This is a genomic window from Pullulanibacillus pueri (assembly GCF_014639255.1).
GTDB lineage: Bacteria > Bacillota > Bacilli > Bacillales > Sporolactobacillaceae > Pullulanibacillus > Pullulanibacillus pueri.
The window spans coordinates 17,463-41,514 of the sequence record NZ_BMFV01000017.1; the positions used below are offsets into that span (position 1 = coordinate 17,463).

At 40.4% G+C, this 24,052-nt stretch carries 22 protein-coding genes and 3 riboswitches; of the genes, 2 read left to right on the plus strand and 20 right to left on the minus strand.

The features are described from left to right. Positions 1-66: 66 nt before the first annotated feature. Positions 67-168, minus strand: a riboswitch (purine riboswitch). Positions 169-240: 72 nt separating this feature from the next. Both IEV91_RS11580 and IEV91_RS11585 read right to left on the minus strand, forming a co-directional pair. Beyond that, the gene (locus IEV91_RS11580) at positions 241-444 is read right to left on the minus strand and encodes an NETI motif-containing protein (protein ID WP_188497568.1); all 204 of its coding nucleotides are present in this window, start codon (positions 442-444) and stop codon (positions 241-243) included. Continuing rightward, on the minus strand, positions 441-980 hold the full coding sequence (locus IEV91_RS11585; protein ID WP_188497569.1) for a DUF2179 domain-containing protein: 540 nt from the start codon (positions 978-980) through the stop codon (positions 441-443). The genes IEV91_RS11580 and IEV91_RS11585 overlap by 4 nt, the downstream gene beginning before the upstream one ends. Before the next feature lie 391 nt (positions 981-1,371). Here IEV91_RS11585 and IEV91_RS11590 point away from each other — a divergent pair, with 391 nt between their 5' ends. Next, a complete protein-coding gene (locus tag IEV91_RS11590) occupies positions 1,372-1,800 on the plus strand; it encodes an Hsp20/alpha crystallin family protein (protein ID WP_188497570.1) in 429 nt (142 codons plus the stop codon). On the opposite strand, the gene IEV91_RS11595 is transcribed toward IEV91_RS11590, so the two are convergent. Next, on the minus strand, positions 1,797-2,075 hold the full coding sequence (locus tag IEV91_RS11595; RefSeq protein WP_188497571.1) for a hypothetical protein: 279 nt from the start codon (positions 2,073-2,075) through the stop codon (positions 1,797-1,799). The two genes, IEV91_RS11590 and IEV91_RS11595, sit on opposite strands and share 4 nt — an antisense overlap. Positions 2,076-2,763: 688 nt before the next feature. Further along, positions 2,764-4,059, minus strand: a complete 1,296-nt coding sequence (locus IEV91_RS11600) for an NCS2 family permease (protein WP_188497628.1) — start codon at positions 4,057-4,059, stop codon at positions 2,764-2,766. Between the two features lie 137 nt (positions 4,060-4,196). After that, a riboswitch (purine riboswitch) is annotated at positions 4,197-4,303 on the minus strand. Between the two features lie 288 nt (positions 4,304-4,591). Between IEV91_RS11600 and IEV91_RS11605 the strand changes: the two genes are divergently transcribed. After that, on the plus strand, positions 4,592-5,782 hold the full coding sequence (locus tag IEV91_RS11605) for an MFS transporter (protein WP_188497572.1): 1,191 nt from the start codon (positions 4,592-4,594) through the stop codon (positions 5,780-5,782). A gap of 130 nt (positions 5,783-5,912) precedes the next feature. Here IEV91_RS11605 and IEV91_RS11610 read toward each other — a convergent pair whose 3' ends face one another. From IEV91_RS11610 to IEV91_RS11685, 16 genes are all read right to left on the minus strand, one after another. Continuing rightward, positions 5,913-6,188: a transposase gene (locus tag IEV91_RS11610; protein ID WP_373284434.1), complete on the minus strand. Its 276-nt coding sequence runs from the start codon at positions 6,186-6,188 to the stop codon at positions 5,913-5,915. Between the two features lie 1,126 nt (positions 6,189-7,314). Next, on the minus strand, positions 7,315-8,280 hold the full coding sequence (locus IEV91_RS11615; RefSeq protein WP_229745561.1) for a CobW family GTP-binding protein: 966 nt from the start codon (positions 8,278-8,280) through the stop codon (positions 7,315-7,317). A gap of 96 nt (positions 8,281-8,376) precedes the next feature. After that, positions 8,377-8,646 (minus strand): 30S ribosomal protein S14, encoded by a 270-nt coding sequence (gene rpsN / locus IEV91_RS11620; protein ID WP_188497575.1) that lies wholly within the window; start codon positions 8,644-8,646, stop codon positions 8,377-8,379. A 689-nt stretch (positions 8,647-9,335) separates the two neighbouring features. After that, positions 9,336-10,664, minus strand: a complete 1,329-nt coding sequence (locus tag IEV91_RS11625) for an MFS transporter (RefSeq protein WP_188497576.1) — start codon at positions 10,662-10,664, stop codon at positions 9,336-9,338. 70 nt (positions 10,665-10,734) lie between these two features. Then, positions 10,735-11,022 (minus strand): ArsR/SmtB family transcription factor, encoded by a 288-nt coding sequence (locus IEV91_RS11630; protein WP_188497577.1) that lies wholly within the window; start codon positions 11,020-11,022, stop codon positions 10,735-10,737. Positions 11,023-11,210: 188 nt separating this feature from the next. Further along, entirely contained in the window at positions 11,211-11,363 is a 153-nt protein-coding gene (locus tag IEV91_RS21710) for a VOC family protein (protein WP_229745562.1), read from the minus strand. A gap of 166 nt (positions 11,364-11,529) precedes the next feature. Beyond that, positions 11,530-13,062 carry a glutamine-hydrolyzing GMP synthase gene (gene guaA, locus IEV91_RS11640; protein ID WP_188497578.1) on the minus strand — a complete coding sequence of 511 codons (1,533 nt, stop codon included), beginning with the start codon at positions 13,060-13,062 and terminating at the stop codon, positions 11,530-11,532. Between the two features lie 203 nt (positions 13,063-13,265). Next, a riboswitch (purine riboswitch) is annotated at positions 13,266-13,367 on the minus strand. A 119-nt stretch (positions 13,368-13,486) separates the two neighbouring features. Then, positions 13,487-15,727, minus strand: a complete 2,241-nt coding sequence (locus IEV91_RS11645) for a transglutaminase-like domain-containing protein (protein WP_188497579.1) — start codon at positions 15,725-15,727, stop codon at positions 13,487-13,489. Continuing rightward, positions 15,714-16,958, minus strand: a complete 1,245-nt coding sequence (locus IEV91_RS11650; protein ID WP_188497580.1) for a DUF58 domain-containing protein — start codon at positions 16,956-16,958, stop codon at positions 15,714-15,716. The genes IEV91_RS11645 and IEV91_RS11650 overlap by 14 nt, the downstream gene beginning before the upstream one ends. Next, the gene (locus IEV91_RS11655) at positions 16,955-17,923 is read right to left on the minus strand and encodes an AAA family ATPase (protein WP_188497581.1); all 969 of its coding nucleotides are present in this window, start codon (positions 17,921-17,923) and stop codon (positions 16,955-16,957) included. The genes IEV91_RS11650 and IEV91_RS11655 overlap by 4 nt, the downstream gene beginning before the upstream one ends. Before the next feature lie 412 nt (positions 17,924-18,335). Further along, a complete protein-coding gene (locus IEV91_RS11660; RefSeq protein ID WP_188497582.1) occupies positions 18,336-18,542 on the minus strand; it encodes a hypothetical protein in 207 nt (68 codons plus the stop codon). Between the two features lie 283 nt (positions 18,543-18,825). Further along, complete coding sequence (locus tag IEV91_RS11665; RefSeq protein WP_188497583.1) at positions 18,826-19,137, minus strand: STAS domain-containing protein; 312 nt, start codon at positions 19,135-19,137, stop codon at positions 18,826-18,828. A gap of 25 nt (positions 19,138-19,162) precedes the next feature. Then, positions 19,163-21,205: a flagellar assembly protein A gene (locus tag IEV91_RS11670; protein WP_188497584.1), complete on the minus strand. Its 2,043-nt coding sequence runs from the start codon at positions 21,203-21,205 to the stop codon at positions 19,163-19,165. A gap of 54 nt (positions 21,206-21,259) precedes the next feature. After that, positions 21,260-22,087, minus strand: coding sequence for a PP2C family protein-serine/threonine phosphatase (locus tag IEV91_RS11675; protein ID WP_188497585.1), 828 nt, complete (start codon positions 22,085-22,087; stop codon positions 21,260-21,262). A 5-nt stretch (positions 22,088-22,092) separates the two neighbouring features. After that, positions 22,093-22,407, minus strand: a complete 315-nt coding sequence (locus IEV91_RS11680) for an STAS domain-containing protein (RefSeq protein ID WP_188497586.1) — start codon at positions 22,405-22,407, stop codon at positions 22,093-22,095. A 17-nt stretch (positions 22,408-22,424) separates the two neighbouring features. Continuing rightward, positions 22,425-24,017 (minus strand): methyl-accepting chemotaxis protein, encoded by a 1,593-nt coding sequence (locus IEV91_RS11685; protein ID WP_188497587.1) that lies wholly within the window; start codon positions 24,015-24,017, stop codon positions 22,425-22,427. Positions 24,018-24,052: the final 35 nt, after the last annotated feature.

Below are 24,052 nucleotides of genomic sequence, written 5' to 3' on the forward strand. Positions count from 1 at the left end.
AGAATGTTCGTTTCTCTACAGTGTGAGAAAGCGAACATTCTGGGCATACTAAACTAAGCATACAGAACGCTCTTAACTTCCCCTCATAGTCCAGTAATTTACGGTTACTGGGTAGAAACTTTTGGGCCATATTCCCAACTTTATATGAGGTTTATCAAAGGTCGATCATCATCCTTCTTCATGATAACAATCCCCTATTATACAGTCAACCAAAATCGAATAATTATTTATGTAAAATATTTATTGTTCGGTTTTAATCAACTTACCTTCAAAAATAATGACCTGTTGATGGATTTCAAGACTTTTTTCGCCCTCTTTAAAAATGGGCTTCTCTAAACGTCTAACCGGTGTATAGCCTTCAGCCTTCATGGCATCTAAACAAGCCCCTATAGATCCATAGTCACTCACATCAAATTGTTTCTTTTTTGGTTTTACGCGCTTCATGGTCTCATATCCTTCCTAATTGCTTTCACCCAGAAACCACCATGAAAGGCTTTAGGCTCATGAGAAACAATAAAGGCATAAGGGTCAAGGTCTTTAATGGCATTAATCAGATCCCATTCATTCTTGCGCGGCGCTAAGATTTCCATCATCATCCGCTCACCTTCTTTACCATGAGCGACCCAATGCGTGACACCATATCCTTTACCACGAATACGATCGGCAAGATTTTCTTTCACGCGACTGGTAATGACATTTACGGTGACATAGCCAAGTGCCAGTTTTTCCTCTATCTTTATACCCACCATGACCCCAATGCCGTAGCCAAGTGCATAAGCGATGAGATTTTGGATTTGATCTAAGTTGTTGAGGACCAGGCTCAGCCCCAGAACATAAATCAGAATTTCAAATATACTTACAAAGGAGGCCAGGTACCTGAACCCTTTTAATGTTAAAATCATTCTCATTGTAGAAAAGGAGACATATACAATATTAATGATTAGAATGATAAAAACCATAACAACTGCATTATGAAGCATCAAATCCCCCCGTACTATGTTGACTGTTACTCTTTGATTAGGTGTCTCCATTTTAACACTTTCGTCAAGTACCAACACGTTAAGAGGATGTTAAAAAAAATACTTTTAATTACAGGGCAATCCTAAGCTAAGCGCATTGATCACTTATATAAGAAAAACCAAGTTTCTCCCAAGATCCAACCGGGATGGCTGTTTTTCTACTCGAACTTTTTATGCCTTCGGTCGCTTTATGAAAAACCGGGCAGAAACCACGTCCACTCCTGCTTAGAGCACTAAAAAAGATTTTAATGTCAAAAACAAAAAGGCCTCGGATTGAAGCGGAAGGCGCTCAGAATAACATCTTCTTGATGACCCGAATACTTTCTATTCATTAAAAAAGGGGCTGAAAACCATGGAAGAAAAGAGTAAATATAAAGATTGGAAAAAGTCCGTCAATCAATTTTTAGGGCAAGATTTTTGGAATGAATTCCAAAACATCTTTGCCAAAGAATGGCCGAGAGTCAATCTTTACGAATCCGATCAATCTGTTTTATGTTTAATTGCACTACCCGGTGTCCAAAAACTAGATCATATTCATATTTACATTAACCATTCAACGATCCTCATTAAGGGCCACAACACCTATTCTTTTCCAGGCTTTAAAACCGTAAACGAAGAATTGCCAAAAGGAGAATTCGAACGCATGATTGACCTCCCTGCCCCTGTCCACAACAAGCCGATTGAGGCCACTTTTTCCAGAGGAATGATGAAGATCACCCTACGTAAAATAGACGCTCATGAAGTGAGTGAAATCATCGTTCAGGAAAACGATGAGGATTAAACGTCTAAAAACCCAAGGGGCACAAAGCCTAAAGCAATGATAATCATACCGATAATCACGGTCACCAATCGAATATAACCCCATGGAATAAGATCTAATACTTGTTCCCCCATACTATTGGCTATACTCGCTGAATTATCATTGAACATTTTTTGCTCCGCACGTTCATCAAACTCTTTTTGCTTATGTTTTAATAAAGTGATCAGAATACTGTGACTGACAATCACAATAATACCAATCAGCCAGAATACCAACGAAATGATAAGAGGTCCCATATTATCCACACCTTTAGTTAGCTCATACTAAAAGTATGTACGGTGCAACTAAAATTTATTATAGAAGATGAGAAAAGCCTGACAAAGTCAACCCGATAAGTGTCTTGGGACTGTCCGCGGATGTCCAAAAGCCCTTGCAGACTCACAAATGGCGCACCAATCAAGAGTGAAACTCTCAAATGGGCGTTGCGTCCGCACAAAAAAGAACACCTTAAGGGTTTAGCTTATAAAATTTGTTATGAGAAAAACCGAGCGTAAAGCATGCCCAGTACTTATTAAAACACGGAATAAGATTTTAATCCCAAAAGGCAGCGTCAGCAATCCAGTTGATCGGAATGGAAGGCGCTCTGGCTCCTTCGGGAATAGCACAGGTCCGAAGATCCATTTTGGAACACCCATTCATCCATTCCAAAATTAGCTGAGGCCGTGCCCGAGGAAAGCGAGCGCTCTGGAGTGGAGATCCACACCGTTCTGCTGGCCAATAATTTTATACTTTCTTACCTTTTGAGAAAAACCGAGCGTAAAGCATGCCCGGTCCTCATTCAGTTGGGCATTAAAAAGCTTTTTACCAAAATGCTTCGTCAGTACCAAGTCGATTGGAGCGGAAATCCACACCATCCCGATGACCAAATTTTATACATTCTTATACTTTAAAAAAGGCCTCTGCACAATGCAGAGACCTTTATCGTTAAGAGAGAAATGGCAGGAAGATCAGGAAGAGGACAAACAGAACGTACATTAATGGGTGAAGCTCTTTTATTCTCCCTTTCACAGCCATTGTCACAGGATATACAACAAATCCAAGGGCAATCCCTGTCGTTATACTATAAGTCATTGGCATTGCTGCAATGGTTAAGAAAGCAGGAATAGCAATTTCAATTTTATTCCATTCGATATTTTTCAATGATGTCGCCATGAGGACACCCACAATAATCAAAGCAGGCGCCGTCACTTGATTCGTAATCACATCGAGTAATGGCGAGAAAAATAGTGCGATAAGGAATAAGATCCCTGTAATCACCGAGGCAAACCCTGTCCGTCCACCAGCAGCAACCCCTGATGAAGACTCTACATAGGCCGTTGTAGAAGAGGTCCCAAGCACACTCCCGACAACGATAGAAGAAGAATCGGCCAACAACGCACGACCGGCTCTCGGAAGCTTATTGTCCTTTAAAAGACCTGCCTGATTCGCTACTGCCATTAAGGTCCCGGCTGTGTCGAAGAATCCTACAAACAAAAACGTTAGAACGACAATAATAAGTTGTAAACTATTGATATCCGGAATATGTGTAACAGCGACCCCAAAAGTCGGTGATAAACTTTGCACATTAGCAAGAACGGCATGTGGTGCATGAATAACCCCGAAAATAAGACCCACAATTGCGGTTGCGATCATACCGTAGAAAACGGCCGCCTTGACGTTTCTAACGAGTAAAACGATCGTTACCAGAATCCCGAAGAATGTAAGCAACACCTTAGGATCAGTGACATCCCCTAAAGCGACCAAAGTACTATCATTATTGACAACAATGCCTGATCCTTGTAGCCCAATAAAAGCAATAAACAATCCGATTCCTGCGGCTGTTGCGTGCTTCAAGTTCGCCGGAATGGCATTGATAATTTTTTCACGAATTTTGAAAACCGTAATGATAACGAAGATCACACCCGATATAAAAACACCTGCAAGTGCTGTCTCCCAAGGAATACCGAGCTTAATAACAACTGAATATGTGAAAAAGGCGTTAAGGCCCATCCCCGGGGCAATCGCGATCGGATAACGAGCGAGTATCCCCATAATCAGTGTACCAATAGCTGCTGACAAGGCTGTTGCCGTATAAACAGCCCCTTGATCCATCTTCGCATCGCCAAGAACAACCGGATTGACAAATAAAATATAGGCCATAGCCAAAAATGTCGTTAAACCAGCAACTGTCTCTTGTGAGAAAGACGTATTTAACTCAGAAAATCTAAAGTAACGTGCGATAGGATTGCTATCTTTCATCACTTTTTCCCCCTTTTTCCCCCATAAAATATTAAGTATCTCTGGCATATTAAAAGGCTCTAGGAATTTTCCTAGAGCCTCTCATTACCATATCTTCACATAGGAAAGACCGACTGAAATCAATGCATTCCTATATCCGATTGTAGTAAAACCATTTACGGTGGTTTTGTAGAGACTCCCGGGCCCTATTCCCTAGGATTATACGGATAAAACGATTTAATTCATATAAGTACTTGCCAATTATAACAAGGCAAAAACCAACCGTCAATAACAAAACGAACACTTTTTTAATAATACCCATTAATGTTCGTATTCACTGAAAAACGACAAAATTCTCTTGGCTTCTTAGCTCCGCGCCATTAGAATTTCCTCTATATTTACTCCTTTTCACCAATCCTCTTTTAAATGATAAAAGGGAGGAATCTTGTCATAGATAAAATGCATTGTAAAACAAAAAAGCTTCAAATTAGTATATAATGATGTGACGTTGTACGTTGTAACAAGGAGGATGACTATGAAGAAGAAATATCCACTCCCACTTTGGACACTCGTAATAGGGGCCTTTGCCATCGGCATGACTGAATTTGTCATAATGGGACTCCTCCCTAATGTGGCTGCCGACTTAGATGTCTCCGTTTCCTCAGCTGGACAGTTAATCACCGGATATGCCCTCAGCGTGGCGATCGGTGGTCCTATTATTGTAATGGTGACATATAAGCTCTCACAGAAAAATGTTTTAATGCTCTTAATGGCTATTTTTGTCTTAGGTAATTTCTTAAGTGCTATCGCCCCAAATTATGGCTTGTTAATGACGAGCCGAGTGGTGACCGCACTCGCCCATGGCTCATTCTTTGGTATGGGTGCTATTATGGCTGCGAGTTTAGTGGCGCCTAATCGCCAAGCCAGCGCCATGGCATTAATGTTCTCCGGATTGACCGTGAGTAATATTGTTGGTGTACCTTTTGGCACATTCGTTGGTCAACATCTGGGCTGGAGAGCAAGTTTCTTCATTATTGCTTTGATTGGCATCGTTGCACTTTTAGGCCTTTATTTTCTCGTTCCTAAAAAAGAGGCTTCTGAGAAAGCCTCACTTGTTAACGAGCTCGCCGTTCTTAAAAACGGAAGACTGTGGCTCACCTTGCTGATTTCTTTATTTAGTATCAGCAGCGTCTTCGCCTTATTTACCTATATTTCACCTATCCTAATGCAGGTCACAGGTTTTCACGAATCCGCCGTTTCCTTGATTTTAGTCATTTTTGGTGTTGGCGTCACCGTCGGCAATGTTGTTGGCGGCAAGTTAGCGGATTGGCATATAAATAAAGCCATTATCAGTTCACTCATTGTGTTTGAGCTTTTCTTTGTGCTCCTCTACTTTATGCAATTTAATAAACTGTGGATGGTGCTTGGTGTCTTCCTTTTTGGTGTTATTGCCTTTGCCATGCTACCAAGTCTTCAATATCGCAGCATGCTGGTGTCTAAAGATGCACCGACTCTTTCAAGCACCTTAAATCAGTCAGCAATGAATGTCGGAAATGCGACAGGCGCATTTGTTGGCGGCCTTTCTGTCGCTTACTTGCCCTTAAAACATTTAGTGTTCATCGCACCACTATTATCTTTAATCGGCTTTATCTTATTAATCCTACAGCTTTCGATGACTAGAAAAAAAACTGATCCACTTAGCACCACCGTCTCCAGCGAAATATAAACGAAACGCTTCCTAAAAAAATAAAAGCCCTCCATTATTCCTAAAAAGGGTTAAGGGGCGTAATCGGTTTACGGATCCGGAATGCCTTGTGGCTTCCATTCAAAAGGCTGCAAGGTCTTCCTATCACCTTTCAAAGTGTGTCGAGGACTCTATCAACATCCTTTTCACTCGTGGTTCTTGATGATGTTGGTCGAGTTTTTTGCAAGTAGTCCGTTCGTGCGCAAGTAATACGTTCATGAATTTTTGCAACCTTCATCCACTGTTTGCACCAACTTGAACCACCTTGGGTACGTCTAGAAAGAATACGTTGTTCCTTCACTAGCTTCTCTTCGAGTTCAGAGGTCCATTTTGGATGTGAAAACACTTCTCCTATACTCAAAGTAGCAATTGATTGAAATGCGCTCACATTTGTAATGAAGTTGAAAAAGCCGATAGATTCGCATTCTCATTGTAAATTCGAAGCCTAAAAACCTTGTCGAAAAACTCTATTAAGGGAAGGTGTATGTTATAATAGAAATAACAATAGATCGGCTTCACATGAGGGATTAGGCACACTGTAAACCTTCTGTTTGTCTCTTTTGGAGATTTCCCAGGAGGGAGGTGTTGCCAATGGACATACCAACAGCTCTAGGCCTGATGATTTCCTTCGGGCTTTTAGTGGCCTATATTATGTCCGATAAGAACCACAAAAAATAATCCCTCATGTGCTTTGGCTGGGCATTGAGGGATTATTTTCTCTCTTGGCCTAACCCCTCTTGATGGGGTTCGGTCTATTGTGGCCGCCCACGTTCCAGCGTGCGGCGGTCTTTATTATGATATGGTTGAATCCTTTTTCTATGCACATTATACCACGAAAATCACGTTTGTACACCTCACGGCAGAAACCTTCGACCAGTCATGTAAAATAGTTGGCAGATAAGGAGGCGGGAAGCACGTGACGTTTAAAAAAGCGACTATCATTTGTCTCACTCTTTTGTTACTCCTTTTAGGACTATATATGTTAAGCAATTACAGCCAGCTAAACCCAAAACCTAAAGTCGTATTTGTGACCTCTGCTTCTCACATCTCTCAAAACCAACCATCAAAATTGACTCATTTTAAAATCACAAATCAAAAAGAAGTTCAAAAAATGTATCGTATTCTTATTCATTCACCTAATGCCCAAAGGTCCTATAAATTGTCCATTAGATAAAAGAATCTAATACAAACTAAATTTTGAAGGCAAGCATAAACAAACAGATATCACGGTTAGCCCTTCTGGTTGCCAAATCGTCACGATCGATCGAAAGGCACCTCAAACATTAATGAAGAAAAAAGACGCAGAAGCCTTTTGGAAGTTACTCACCAGAAGCTTGAAGCGCGATGTCGATGTCGATGAGTTAAAATAACCTTGCAATTTAGCAGAAAGAAACCGTACTGAAGGTCCCCTTCTACTTTATTTATACTTTGGTCCTGCTTTTAGCTTATATGTTATGGGTATTGGTAAGCCAAACCACCAAGCAATACTCCCTTTGAACAAGAAGCATGACGTACTAAGCTAGACAATATTGTACACCCTTAGCTAGTTCTTGATCATTAAGATGTTTCCCAATAAATACTATTTCACTTTGTCTTTTTTCGGTATTTGCCCATTCAATACCCTCTGTACCGGCAAACAGCATATGAACACCTTGAAAGACAATCCTTCTCTCCAACTGCTTAACATACAGTACCCCTTTATACCGGTACAAATTTTCTCCTTTAAACTGAACTAAATAGGCGAACCACTTATTAACTTTATCTAAATCAAGGGGACGATCCTCTTGAAAAACAACAGAAGTAACTAGATCATTATGATGATGGTGATACCCCTCATCTAGTAATTTAGGTTCTATTTTTAATAAGTGATCTAATTCAAACGTTCTTTTTCCAATCAATTCTTGGATATCTACATTTGTATAACTCGTGTAAATCCGCTTGGCTTGTGGATTCATTTTTATCAGCTGTTGTTTTAGCTCGTCCTTTTCATCTTCTGTAATCAAATCTGTCTTATTTAAAAGCAAAATATCTGCGAATGCAATTTGTTGTTGTGGTTCTTCTTCCTTTAGATGTTGCCAGATATGCTTAGCATCCACTATTGTCACCACACTATCAATTTTAAAAGATGCCTCTGTTCGTTCATCCATTAAGAAGGTTTGTATGACGGGGGCAGGATTAGCCATGCCCGTGGTTTCGATCACGACGCGATCAATGCTTCCCTCTTGCATAATCAAGTTATTTAAAATGCTAATTAAATCCCCGCGTACGTTACAGCAAATACAACCTTTGTTAATTTCAATGATTTCTTCCCTCGTCGATACCACCAAATGACTATCAATGGACGTATCTCCGAATTCATTGATAATGACTGCCACCTTTTCTTCAGGCATGTCCTTTAACATTTTATTCAATAGTGTTGTTTTTCCTGCCCCTAAAAAACCTGTTAAAATCGTTACAAGAATAGGTTGTTCTTGTGACACCGGTTTTGACCTCCTTGTCATAGAATTCACTTCAAAAATAATACAGGAACACAATAGCTATCATGTTCCTGTATATCTAATCATTATTATTTGTGATTACCAGCTGGCTTTTTTCACACCTGGTATTTGCCCTTTATGAGCATACTCTCTAAAGGCAATACGCGACATGTTGAATTTCCGCATATAGCCACGTGGTCTGCCTGTAATCTCACAACGATTTTTTAAGCGCGTTGGAGAAGAATCTCGTGGCAGTTTACGAAGTGCATCATAATCGCCTATCGCTTTTAACTCTCTCCTTAAGTCCGCATATTGTTCAACCATTTTCTGGCGTTTTTTTGCTTTTGCAATTTTAGACTTTTTAGCCATTCTGAACTTACCCCTTTCGATGAGTTGGATTAAACTTATTCCTAAATCGTAATAATTACGATTATAAACTTAAGTTTTAATAGATGCAACTATGGTGCTGTTTGTCGGAAAGGGTAAGTCTTATTGCGGAGATTAGTGGTCGCAGATGTGAATCGTTTCCAAAATGCAGGAGAGCAACTGAGTTGAAATGAACATATTCAAAAGATGACTGAGCGTCACGAACGCTTGCTCAGTCAGTCGCAACTTACATCCGTTGAGATTGCGGCTGACCAATTGTTCAATGGTTAAGAATTAGCCACCTACTTTTGATCGCGATATGCTCCCCTTACGGTAGACAGATTAAAAAATAAAAATCTGTTCTACCGTAAGGGGAGTTTTTTTCCTTTGATTTTATTCTTTAGAGAAGAAAGAGGCGATTACTTTTAGGATAATCGCCTCTTAATAATTGGACATACCTAGTATCGTCATATTGCGCAATAACAGTCTTTTTTATAATAGGATAAATCTTATTCAACTAAGCATGCGTTACTTTGAAGTACAATTCTTCACAATATAACCCATTTTAATTAATCGGACTTTAATTTTTCATCTGCATTGAACCATCATCATATTTAATTTGATTTAATTTGATTTCATTGTCTTCCTTCTTCCAAATAAATGCGGAGAAATTTGACTCTTTCGTTGCTCTGTTAAAGAGCCCGATGCCTTCCTAGCTGACGTTTTTGCCCATTTATTAATAATAAGACAATCGATAAGATCAAAATGATAATAAAAAAGATAAAAGTATAACTAAAATGAGAGAACGAGTTCAAAATACGGCTTGATATAGCCGGTCCGAACGACATACCCAGAAAGTTGATAAGGTTAAATATTCCTAAGCCCATCGCATTTTTCTCTTTTTCTATCGTTCGCGGAATTTCAATATTGATGGCGACTGTCATCATCGTGAAGCCTATATAGATGGCGAACACGCCAAGCATTGCGGATACAAGTTGTGTTAAACCAACGCTCGCCAATATGAGGAATCCAATGAGTTGTATGATCGCTGAAAATCCGATGAGTTGCTTACTGTTGATAACATTTAGGCTCTTTTTGGCAATGAAACTTATCAAAAAGGCCAGGATTGAGATCACGCCTAAAATAAGACCTGTGCTTATAGCAGAAAGATGAAAAAGCTGCGCTGATAATAGTGGGAATAAGAATACCATACTAACCATTGTTGCGTTATTGACAAAGCTGATTACGATCAACCTGTTATAATTGGATTGTCTAAAAATAGATAAATCGATAAATAAATTCAAATCTTTTCGTTTGCCCTGGGCCATTAAACCAACAACTGACATGACCGTTATGATAAGGAGATAGCCATTTAGTTTAACACCTAAAATAAAAGACACAACGAAAATCAATAATAATAATAATCCGATGAAGTCAAAAGGCCGAGTCTCTTTTTGTCGATTGGTATACCCGGAAGGCATAACCGTAAACAATCCGACGAGTGTTAGAACGACCAACAGCATCAATAGAAATAAAGAGTGCCAGCCCAATGCATATGTAAAACTGCCACCAAGCAAAAAGCCTATTCCAGAACCTAGTGATAAACATCCACCAATTAACGTTAAAGCCATATTTCTCTTAGATTCTACCATATATTGATTGGCGGTAATCATTGACAAAGAAATGAAGGCACTGCCCCCGGCGGATTGTATAATCCGTGCAATGATCACAAAAATATACTGATTGGTTATGGAACCAATGATGGAACCACACACGAACAAACACACACCAAAGACCAATAGGGTCTTGAGTTGGAAGTATGAAGCCAATTTACTGTATGTGATGGAACCACAGGCAATGGTCATTGTATATATAATCACAACCCAGCTAATCATAGAAGATGTTACCTTTAGTTCTTCTTTCATATCGACAAGTGCAACATTAAACAAAATGGAGTTCATCACTCCTGATAAAACGATGAAACACAAAGTTAAGATCAGACCATTATCTTTACTTTTCATCCTTTTTTCTCCCCTTGTTTGTTTTATAGTCATAAAACATTAGAACTATTTATTAAAAAAAGTGACCACATCAGAGTGTAGTCAAGAATCCTGGTAAATAACGATCAAACATCTCTTTATTTAGTGTGACATACTTCGTTACCCCTTCACGTTCAATCGACACTAATTGTGCGTCGGATAAAATTTTTAAATGATACGAACCATTTGACTTACTGATCCCTAAACTCCTTCCAATATCCGAACACATAGGACGATTTTTCTCGCGAAATAGTAAGCGAATCATACAAATTCTTTTTTCATCTGCCAACGCATTAAATACCTTAATACGCTGCTGGTCATCTGATTGTTTTAATATCATAAAACTATTATACAAATTAGATTAATATTGTCAACACAACCTAGTGAAATCCAAAATTTGCGCTGCCTTCCTTAAATTACACTTTGGATGAGTCTTTAAGAAGAAAAATACAACAAAGGTTGAATTGACACTACCCCGTGTAGCGAAATTCATGGTTCTTTCTTATTTAACTGACCATTGGATAAGCGTCACCGACAGCCTTTTTGCATCTGAAGCGTATAAAATTTAACTAACTCTATCCATGCCTGACCATTTGGCATCCCCAATCCTACACATGCCGTTTTAACATCATTAAGCCCAACTCCTCTGCCCAACTGTTCACCATTCAATTCCCATTCCACTTGCCCTTCACGTCCTAAATCAAGGAAAAACGCCTTAGCCCCTGAAAGATTATTTACGTTTATCTCACATGATCTATTCTATTGATCCTCACATCTCATTCATACATAATCACACAGAAAAAAAGCGCTAAGCCTTGGTATATCTAGGCTTAGCGCTTTTCTATTATTACTCCCACTCAATCGTTGCTGGTGGCTTAGAGGTGATATCATACACGACGCGATTGATATGGGCGACTTCATTGACAATCCGCGTTGAGATTTTTTCAAGGACATCCCAAGGGATGCGGGCCCAGTCTGAGGTCATGCCATCAATTGAAGTGACCGCACGGATGGCGATGCAGTAATCATAGGTTCTGGCATCCCCCATAACACCGACACTGCGGATATCCGGAAGCACCGTAAAGTACTGCCATATATCGCGATCTAAGCCGGCTTTGGCAATTTCATCCCTTAAAACAGCATCAGATTCGCGAACGATCTCAAGTTTTTCTTCAGTAATCGCGCCAAGGACACGGATTCCAAGGCCAGGTCCTGGGAATGGTTGGCGATGGACGATTTCATCAGGCAGGCCGAGCTCTGTCCCTAATCTGCGGACTTCGTCTTTAAATAATGTATTTAAAGGTTCGATGAGATCAAACTGCATTTTTTCAGGAAGTCCTCCAACATTGTGGTGAGATTTAATCGTTTGTGCCGAGTCTGTTCCACTTTCAACAATATCGGTGTAAAGCGTGCCCTGAACTAAATAGGAAATATCGGTGAGCTTATTGGCTTCTTCTTCAAAAACATAGATAAACTCATTGCCAATGATTTTCCGCTTTTTCTCAGGATCGGAGACCCCTTCAAGTTTTCCAAGGAAACGTTCTTTGGCATCGACTTTGATAAAGTTCATATGAAAGTGGTCTCTAAAGGTTTCCACCACACCGTCAGCCTCACCTTTTCTTAATAACCCGTGATCAACAAAGACACACGTCAACTGATCGCCAATCGCACGATGAACGAGAGCAGCAGCCACAGAGGAATCCACCCCACCACTGAGGGCACAAAGAACATTTTTCGTGCCGACATTTTTCCGGATTTCTTCCACTTGCTCATCGATAAAATGTTCCATCGACCATGAGTCCGAACACTGACAAATACTGAAAACAAAGTTTTTAAGAAGCTCATTTCCATATTCACTATGACGCACTTCTGGGTGGTACTGCACACCATATAATTGACGTTCTATATTGGCCATGGCTGCAACTGGGCAGGAGGAACTGGTAGCCAGCACATCGAAATCCTGAGGTGGTGCTTCAACAAGATCACCGTGGCTCATCCAAACGACTTGTTCCTGTGGTTGGTTTTTAAAAAGACCATTTTCCTTTTCAACTTTAATGGTCGCTTTGCCATATTCACGATGCTCTGCACCGGATACCTTCGCACCAAAGTGCTCACTCATGAGTTGCATGCCATAACAAATGCCTAATACCGGTATGCCTAGTTCGAAAATAGCAGGATCACAGCTAGGCGCTCCCTCTGCATAAACACTGTTGGGGCCTCCTGAAAAAATAATCCCTTTAGGCAGATCCTTTTTTATTTCTTCTGCTGTAATCGTATGCGGCTTAAGTTCACTGAAAACACCTAAATCCCGTACACGTCGAGCAATAAGCTGATTGTATTGGCCCCCAAAGTCGATGACGATGATTTTTTCCTGATCCATTATCGTTCCTCGTTTCTATCCTTATTTTGTATGGGTTCTATGAGGTCAAAAGACATATTAGAAAACTTGGTTTTCGCTAAATTTTAATAGCGAAAACCTTAGTTGCACTTATAAGGTCTTCCACTAAGACATAAATTCTGACGTAATTAAAAACTGGATGTCGCACCTTTTGAAGAAGGCAGACATCCAGTAAGAAAATGTACATAAAGGAAATCCACCTTCATAGTCAGACCGTTTACGGTGATCTGGTAGAAACACTCGCGCCATATTCACGAGCATATACGAAGGACATTTATTTTAATGTTATTCATGACATTGCCACAATCGTGCCCTCGCTATGATCCGATAGCCTCTCACAGGCAGGGCGTCTAGAAGGACATTCCATCATTGTCCTCATCTATTCTATCAATGTATCCTCCGAGCTTCAACCTCGTAATTTTTTAATTATATTTTCCCACGATTCTTTACAATCAGACCATTGATGAGGATCTGCCTTATAATAACTTCTCTCTTCATATTTTGTGACCAGCCGTCCCATATCCTTCGTTCCCAAGTGACGATCCACTCTTTCGGCATACTCTCTTAACGTTTGCTCTGGCCTTTTTTTGTAGCCATAAAGTTGCAATAGATAAAGAAGCTTTCTAAAAGCCTGATCAAGAGCATGATCATCTGTACGTCCACTGTATTGACGTAATAAGTAACCTGGGAGCCATTTTTTTCTGGAACGCCACAAAATAAAACTCGCAATCAAGAGCAGAAGAACAATAAGCGCAAGCACCTTCCAAACGGTTCCTAATGATAAATGAAAATCCTTAGGAGTGGTCGTCTTGGCCTCAGCTGTTTTCTGTTCCTGCTTTTCAGGCTGTTGCTGTTTCTCCTGTTGCTCTTGCTGATCTTGGGTTTTCTCAGGTGTAGAGGTCGTCTGTGAGTCCTCGGTGTCGCTAGCATAGTTAAAGCTATTGATATTATCAAAGCTCTTCGTCGGCTCAAAAGGCACCCAACCGGAGCCGGGAAAGTAAACTTCCACCCAAGAATGGGCATCAGAATTCTTCACTTCATACTCATACTTGCTATCCGAAAGGGTTTCTTTATAGGTACCTTGGGTAAAGCCCTTGACCCATCGCGCTGGAATCCCCACGGTTCGCAATAGAACCACCATTGAAGAGGAGAAATTATCACAATACCCAACTTTAGTATCAAATAGAAACTGATCCACATAATCAGTATTCCCAGAAGGTTTTGCAACATCATCAATTTGATACGTATAGTCAGATCCTTGTAAATAATTAACGATCGCTTGGACCTTATCATAACGATTGGTTTCATTCCCAGTAAGTTCTTGAGCCAGGTTTCTCACTCTTGCCGGCAAGGAGGTCGGTAATTGCAAGTACGTCGATTTAATAACTTCCGGATCATTTGCTGTTCCCTTTACACGTGAAAGTTTTGGAATAGAAAACGTCGGATATTGATACTCAAGCGTATATGACTTTAATGAAATATGGCGGCCATGATAAGTCGGTTCAAATAGCCCTGAGTTTTCATTGAGCTGCAGATCCGCATTCTTTTGGTTAAGAGCCTTAATCCCGGTGAGACTTCCCCCATAGATCAATTGCGGGAAGTTCCTCCCTAAGTACTCGATCGTATCGGTAGACTTCTTCACCTCTGTTCCTGACTCATAAAGATTAAGAATAGGATAATCGGATAGGTGACTTAGATCAACTTTTTGGGGCTTGCCTTCGGGCTTATTGATCCAGCCCTTCCCTGTATAGAAGTTTTTCGAAGTGACACGCCAATAGTGGGTATACTCACCAGATGTGTAAAAAATCGGTGTATCATCCATGGAGAAGCCGCCACCAAGATGCGTATCATCACTATCATAACCAATCTTTTGCTGAACCGCTCCGCCGGTCTTGGCGTCCTTTTGCCCTGAACCATATTCTTCATAACCATTGGCTGCCTTTTGAATAAAAGGAACCGGATCCGGCCATTGCGGACCAAATTTTGGCGCAGCATAGCCCACTGCTGACGTCAAGGCGACCATAACGACTAGCGCTAACATCCAAGATAACGGCAGCTTTTTCCGTTTGAAGCTCACCTTTTCTTTTTCCTGTATCTTAATCACACGTAAAAGTCCTAAGAGGACAAGGCCGATAATCATCGTTCTCACAATAGCTAAATCAGCGTGATACATCGTAAAAGTATCGAGGATGGTCAAATAAATTATAGTGACAAAGAAAAAGAGAAAGATTCTACGCGCTTGCAGCAACCAATAGCGCATCAAATAGCTAATAATCCATAATAAAATAAAAAAGATAAAAGATCGAAATAAATCGGTTAATCCGACCCAATTGCCATCAAAAACAAAAATCAGATTTTCTCGTAAATCCTCAAAAAAATAGTCCACCCATAACCCACTAAAAAACGAGGTATTGTAAAAAAACAGCAAGTGCAAGGCATAAACTATTGCTATAAATTTAACAGGAAACGTCAGCCAATAAGGTAGCCTTAAGTAGGTTAATAGAAATGAGAAGGCGGCGAAGCCAACAAAATAATTCACACTGCCATTATTCGTAATGACGGATAAGGGACGTAACCACTCCCATAACAAGAGAAAACCTAAGAGATAAAGAAGGAGAGAGAAGGTATGTGATTTAGCTTGTTGCAAGAGAGCCACTTCCCTTCGTCAACCGATTAAAATGGTCATCCGTGACATGATGGGTCACAACACCCATCCCATGTAATTGTTCCAGAACACGGGTCCCTTCTCGATTGTCGTTCTGTGTCACAAGGAAAAACTCAATCGCCAAACCTCTTGTCATTAAATCATTAAACAGAAGTAGTAAGTGCTTTGAGACTTTTGTTGTTACAAAAATGACCGTTGAGTGATGTGAGAGATGTTGAATATACTTATTTATGGCCACTGACACCTCTGCCGAACTCTCTTGATGGATACGCGCGAGATGATTTAATATCTTCCACTTTTGATAAGGCTGATTCTCCAACTCCAACCATTGGGTTTCTTTCCCTACAGTGACAAAACCAACGGATGATTCTGTTCGTAGGGCCTTTTCCATAAGTGAACCCGCAAGTGCCACAGAACGTTCAAAGGCCTCCCCCTCTCGATCCGCACTATTGACAGTACAGTCAAGAATAAGAATGACGTCATTATTCAATGGAAATTCAAACTGCTTTGTCATCAGATGATTGGTACGAGCCGTTGATTTCCAGTCCAACCAACTTAACCGATCTCCCGGGATATACTCGCGAATACTTGCGATAGAGGTCACATCATGTTCAAAACTTTTCCTTGACCGCCGTTGTCCACCATAGGCAAGATCTAGAGGGCTCCAAGATTCAGGGGGCGTCATTTTCGGATAAACAAGGACGGTATCCTCTATCTCTATTTCCTTTTGCCTTTGAATAAATCCAAAAATGTCTCCTGTCCGGATCGACAGTTTTTTAAACACATACTCCCCACGAGGCATCCCTTCTATGGTATAAGTCAATGTTGTTCCCAGTTGAAAGCCAAGAGAAAGAAGCTTCTTGGCATTCTCCCGTTTCCAATTTTGGTGCTTTTTTAAAATATTATGAGGCTGGTGGTCTTCTATAATTAAGTAAAACAGAGGGAAAGGCACCCGGCGGGTCATCTTAAGGGTCACTTCTAACGGCTCATCTGCATAAAGTTCGTGTTTACTCATGACTCTTTCAATCCGTATATCACCGAGAGGATAGAGGGCAACAATCAACGTATACACTAAAATAGGGACGAACCCAAAAAAGACAAACCAACTGACAAACCCCCCTTGAAACATGGCATAGGCAAACGCAATACAGAAAAGGATTAAAACCCAGACGACGCCGAAGAGTGTGCGATGGCGACGAAACATCGCCATCATTTCAAACTACCCTCACGCGGAACCGGAACTTGAACGGTCTTAATGATGTCTGCTACAATATCCTCTGGCTTTACACCCGAATATTTAGCATCTGGTTTAAGAATAAGACGATGGCCAAGTACAAAAGGTGCTAAGCTTTTTACATCATCTGGCACCACATATTTACGATCATGCATCATCGCATAAGCCTGGGCGGTTTTAAGCAGGGCTAAAGAGCCACGAGGACTTACCCCAAGATAAACCTGGTGATGCCCACGTGTACGGCTGACAATATCAATTAAATAATTCTTAATGCTTTCATCAACATACACTGAACGCGCAGCGGCTTGTAATTCTAATACTTCCTCAATGGACAATACGGAGTCTATAGTTTCAATAGGATGATAGGCTTCTAAGCGGTTAAGGACCTCCAGCTCTTCGGCACGACTCGGATACCCCATCTTTAACTTAAGCAAAAAGCGATCGAGTTGAGCCTCTGGCAATGGATAAGTCCCTTCATATTCAATGGGGTTTTGTGTGGCCATAACGAAGAAAGGCTTCGGTAACACCCGGGTTTGCCCATCAACCGTCACACTGCCTTCCTCCATCCCTTCTAAAAGCGCGGATTGCGTTTTAGGCGATGTCCGGTTAATCTCATCCGCTAATACGACGTTTCCCATTAATGGCCCTGGCCGAAATTCAAAAGTCATTTCTTTCTGGTTATATACGGAAAGCCCCGTTAAATCGGACGGGAGTAAATCAGGCGTGAATTGAATTCTTTTAAACTCTGTTCCTAGCGACTTTGCAATGGCACGAACAAGCATGGTCTTCCCAACACCTGGAACATCCTCTAAAAGCACATGCCCCTCTGCGAATAATGCCGTTAATGCTAACATAGTAGCTTGTCGTTTCCCTATCATGACGCGTTCAATATTGAGAATCACCCGTTCAATGGATGGATGCACCTTTTCATCGTTCGCTCCCATGTTCTGCCTCCTCAATCTATTCGATAAGCGCTGAATATTCTGATACTATTTGCTATTAAATAACGAAGATAATATACATTCTCTTACAGTATAGCAAAAAATAGAGCCTTTCTCTATTAAGAATATATTAATAGAATGGAGGTCTCCTTAAAGTCATAAGGGCCAGATTTCCTAAAGCAATCCTACCCCTCCTTTATCGTCACACAAAACATCACTGATTATCACTTTTCTTCAGCCCTCCATTATGAATACCCACTTTTTCTGAGGATACAGCCATGTCCAGCTTAAAAAGTATCGTTTTTTCAATAAACTGAAACCCCGACAAGATCTGTCAGGGTATGGACTATTATGGTTTATTTTGAGATCTAACCCCCTAGGGATTTAAGATCTCCTTTTTTCTCACCTCAGGACATTACTTCTTCGTACTATTTCTGTCCGAAACCGTAAAAGAAACAACATCATTGGTTTTAAAATAATACGTTCTTCCTCCGACTTCGTGCTCATACCATGAATTCAAGTCACTGACACTGTCGAAAATCTCCTGCTTATTTTCAGCTTCCTTATCAAAACCAATCTCTTTTCCGTTACTTAATGATACTGAAACATGAAATTTCGCCATTGTTTCACTCCTCTTTCAAACATTCTATCCCTTAGAATGCCCAATTTAGAGGGATCACATCCGATGCATTAAGACAAGTTTTTTTCTCGATCTCTTTATTGCTTTGATGGCTTATCTTTCTTACTTCTTTTAAAAAAACTTGCCGAGGGGCAAGTTTTAAGCGAAAATGAGGGCTTATACTGGGGCAAAGAAAAAAATTAAACGATCGTTTAATTTTTTTCGGAGCCCACCCTAGTCTTGATTGTTTAACCTTTCTCATTGAGGATCCCTGTGCGTGTTAACGTCAAACAAAGGTGCCTTCTCCTAAGATTTCCGGAAGCTGTAGGAGTTCAAACACTTCAAAGACTTCCTCTCTAACTTCTGCAATCCTAACTACTGTCGCACTTGACTCCATCGATCGCACCAAGTCGATGAGAAGCCCCATTCCTGAGGAATCAACAAAGGGTACCTTGCTAAGATTAATCGTCACAATTGAATAGTCACTAAGCATAGGTTTAATGGTGTCTTGGATCAGTTCAGTCGCTTCAATATCAAAGTCCCCATCGAAAGTGACCGTGAGATGACTATCCTCTTGAGTTGTACTATACTGGAGCATGTTTCAATCCCCTCTTTCTCTTCTCTTAATTAAAGGCGATTTCGCCATCACGGTTTAAATAAGCACTGATATGATAACAGGTTTCATTAATGGTATATTTCATCGTTCCAATCTTTAAGATCGTGCCTTCCATCACCTTTTTTATCCTGATGGTTTGATCCTGTGGAACTGAAACGATTGTCCTTGTCCCCATCTCAGAACCAACTTCGTTAATGGCCACACCGAGCTTCCCATATATTTCACCGCCACGTACAATGCCCTCAATGTTCAAACGGCCGCCCGCATGTACTTTTGTATTCACACATCCTTGGCCAATGATGGTAATATCCCCGCTGCTATATAGGTGACTATTCTGCACACTGTGAAGCGTAATATAGGCTTCGGGTTCCACAGGAATTTTACTCCATTCATGAAGTCTTTTTGACCTTTCAGACAGCTCTTTCAACCTCTCCAAGGTTATCATTTGCTGAGATAAAGATAAAAAGATTTGCTTTAATGTAACGGCGATCTCTCGCCAATCATCCGATTCAAAATAGTCTTTTCCCTTTAAGACGACATCCACATATTGCTTAGAAAGTGGAATAATACTCTTAAACCGTTTCTCCAAGAGAAGTTTAATCAGTGGTTGTAATCCCCTTTGGGAAATGTCTGTATGTTTGAAAGCCGCTGATTTCAGAAGATCGTTTATTATGGCGTTCATTTGCTGCAATTGCTCATGGAGAATACCAAGCATATGCCCACATTCGGCAACCAATATATTATGTTTTCCCGCTGAGAGCTCTGAACTGTTCACCGTTTTCTTAACGATGATGGCACTCTTTGACGTAATGGTTGCAAAATTCACAGCTGCATGAACAAGAACATCGCCATCTGCCTCAACGCGCATGTGTTCTTTGACATTACCAAAAATTTCAATATCACCCATAAAGCGCAGGTTTCCAGATTCTAAGTCGACATCCTTGGGGTGAAAAAGCTTTTCTAAAATTGAAATCCTAACAAGTTGCCCTCTTTGCTCAACCTTAGGGCGTCCGGATTCTAGCGCCACAACCTTATCATCAACGACCATAACGCCTCTCCCCAATTTCAACTCAACGGGATAGGTTTGTTTCGGCGGCAGTGGCTCATTGGTTACCGTCACCCCTGGCTCACCTGGAATAGGCGGATGGATAACTGCAATGACTTGTCCTTTTTGTACAGTAGGTATCGTTTGTACTTCTCTAAAGTCTACTTTTCCATCATCATCTTCTTGCAAGCCCTTTTTCGTATCAACATCGACTTTCAGCTCAAACCAGCCATCCTTACCGTCTTTTGCCCTTGTTCCGACAGCAATCTCAAATTCACTCGGCACCGTTGCGGCGATCGCTTTTAAGATATTATCTTGGATAAAGCCTTGCTTGACCCGTAAGTTTTCAAGCTGAACCATCACATCTCCATAAGAGAGTGTGTTAACCACTTGTTTGACTTCCTCAGCTTCTAATGTAATATGTTCATCCGGAGCATAATCCGGGATCTGACGAGTCATCTGATACCCTGGCTCAACTTGAAGGATCACCTTTAACTTTAACTGATCCATTTTGACATGCCATTTTGTTTCCTGTTTATCTTCCTTTAATACTATTTTGTATAAGTCATGTTCAGAAAGGACAACCGTCGGTCCAGCCACAGGCTCACCATTTTTAAGTAATGTGACCCCTTTCCCTAATGTTACCGTTGGAAATTGGGTAGGTGAGGACTTACAATAAAGCCGTCCCGCTTTCACCCAGACCTTCCCTTCATGTTTCTCTTGGGTCAACGTTGTACCTGGATCCATTTGAGGTTGCTGATGCTTTTCTTCTCTGGTTAATGTTTCTTCCAATACATCGACAGCATTGACGACAGATACCGAATCATTTTGTTGTGCTAAAACAGTTAGCTTTACAATGGCTTTTCGCGCCCCAATACCGAACATCCCTTTAGATTCCTGTTGAATAATTTCAACATTAACATCCTTTGATCCAACATTTAATAGTTCTAGCCCAAGTGTAATGGCCTCTTTAACGTTCTTCCCTTTAGAAATAATAGATTGCATGACTTCACCTCCTGATTAACTGAGAATTCTCGGAGCACCACTAAAGGTCTTAAATTAAACCAATGGAGAGTTAAAACTCGATATATCTGTTTTGTCCTTCCCAACTTTCATGGATACCATCGTAATATCATCTCTCTGTGCCACCCCTTCAGTAAAATGGGTCACACTATCGATCACAACGGTCTCAATCTCTACTGCCGTTTTGGAGACATTTTCTTTTAATACTTTAATCAAACGTCCCTCTTTATACATGTCACCTTCACGGTTGCGGGCTTCGATGATCCCATCCGTGTAGAGGAAGATAAAGTCTCCCTCTTGTAATGTTATTTTTTCCTCTTTATAGACTTGGTCCGGTAATCCCCCGAGCATCACGCCTTTAATTTTAGGGATCTCGATTAATTCAGAGGTCTTTCTGACGACGATGGGTAAAGAGTGGCCAGCATTAGAGTAATAGAACGCGCCAGTACTTGGCTCCCAATCCGCACAAAAGACAGTAACAAAAGAGCTTAGACTCCTTAAATCCTTATACAAGGCATTGTTCATTGCAGTTAATGTCTCCCCCGGCCCTTGAGTGGACTCTGCTGCCGTTCGGAAAGCCCCTCTTGTTAAAATCATAAGCATGGCTGCTGGAATTCCCTTTCCCATCACATCACCAATAACAACACGAAGTCTCCCATTGGGTAAGGGATAAAAGTCAAAGTAATCACCACCAATTAACCGTGCCGGAATTGACACCCCTGAAATATCATCCTTATCCAGTTTTGGCTTTTCACCGTTCAATAACTTGGATTGAATAACCTTGGCTAAATTTATCTCTCGTTCAAGTGTTTTATTATCTGTAATCACACTTTGATTGGCTTGGCTAAATTCTCGTCTGTACATTGCAGTTACTCCTCTCCAAGTAATGACTTCTTAATGTCAAAAACACCGATGGTTTCAAACAACGCTTTGGTTTCCTCAGACATATTATTAAAGTTTACTTTGGCTTGTAACTCATTGGCCTTGTGCAGAACTGTCAAGATTGAACCTATACCTGTCGAGTCAATAAATTCTAATTCAGCAAAATCAACATTAAACTCTGTTACTCCTTGAGGTGTTTCATTTACGAAATCAAAGGATTCAACAGTGGAGTAGTCAAGAACCCCCTTTACTGCAATATTTAAGGATGCTCCTATTCTTTCACTTTTCACGGTTAATAGCATTTGCGTATCTCCCTTTTTTAAAGTTTAAATTTGTACATGTTTTTGAAAAGTGTACTTGAAATGTTAGATAGCTCTGCCGATTGCACCTGCAATGAATTCAACAAGTCCGAAAGTGTCAGTGTGATATCTGTTGTTGATGATGAGCGATCATTAGATATCTTTCTAATATCTTCAATACGTCTTAAGATGTCTTGTACACCTTCTTGATCTTTTAGAGGCAACACCTTTGCTTCCAATGAGTCCAAGAAATCAGTAATTTCAAAGTGATCGTCCCTTGCCTTCGTTGTTAAATCCAAAGACAAAGCATACATTCTTTCAACTGATTCATCGGCATCCTTCTGTAAATCCAAAGATAAGGCTTGTACCTTTTCAGCTTGTTTCGTTGTATCCTTTAAAACCTGATTTAATGTCCTTACCATATGATTGGTACTTGTTGAAAGCTCAGCTAGCTCTCCCTTCCCCTTCACTTCACTTTCTGCAGTGAAATCTCCACCTTCTAATCTCATAATCTGTTTGATGATGTCTTGAATATTTTTGTAAATGGAGCTGAAGAAACGCGCTGTTAATATAAATAATGCCAGTAACGAAATCACACTAAATGCAATTAAAATAAAAGATAAGTTATGTAAAGGCGCACTCATCTTTGTGTAATTCAAGGCGACGTAAATGACTTTCCCATCTTTCATCGGGATAAACATCTTGTAAATCTTGGTCCCCTGTTTTTTTTCAATGTACGAAACTTGTTTCGGATGCTTAGCCATCTCTTTTAATAACTTCGTATCTTTTTTCGTCTGTTCCTTAAAAGTCCCATAGACAACCTTCTGTAAAGGAGGGTACATCTGCTTAGCGAGTTTAGGATTCGCATAAACGCTAGGATCGAGGACGGCGACTTCTTTAGCTAGAGGGTTCGTCTCCACTACTTTTTTTGCCCAAGAATCTGGACCCACAGCATCGGTAAACTGATAAACCTCGTTTGCCTCAATATAAGGATTAATAATAAAGTCTTGATTTTTATTATGGTAATAAGCATATTTATAGAAAACGGGTTTTCCTTCATGTGACCCTGATTGAGAGGTATAAAGAATCATTGTGTCATGATCGACATAACTCTCATCATTTTTCGTAGGTTGTTGATTGTCTAATAAATGATTCAATCCAATAAAACCTGAATCGTCTGCACCGACTGTCTTTTTAAAACTAAAGCCGATGTCATTCTTCTCTGTTGACTTCACACCAACAATATCATCGTCCTGCCTAGCAAATAGAGTAATGCCGGCAATGCCAAACTCTTTACTGATGCGTTTGAGGTCAGTATTGGAAATGTCACCTATTTGCCGCCCTGTTAATCTATCACTGATGCGTTGAGCGATTAATTTTAATTTTAGATCAAGCTGATGTTCAATCGCTTTTGAGGCCAGGTCTGTTTCAGCAATCCCTTGTTCAACACTATGACCAATAGATAGGGCCTCATCGTTGACATCTTTATTGACTTTATGAGCTAAATAGAAGGATTGCACGGTCCCGGATATCACCACGATAATGATAAATACCGAAAACATCCTTAATATAAATTGCTTTCTTAAAGTGCTATCCTTTTTCTTTTTGTTCACTATGACTAATCCTCCTGAACGGTTTAGAGAATAAA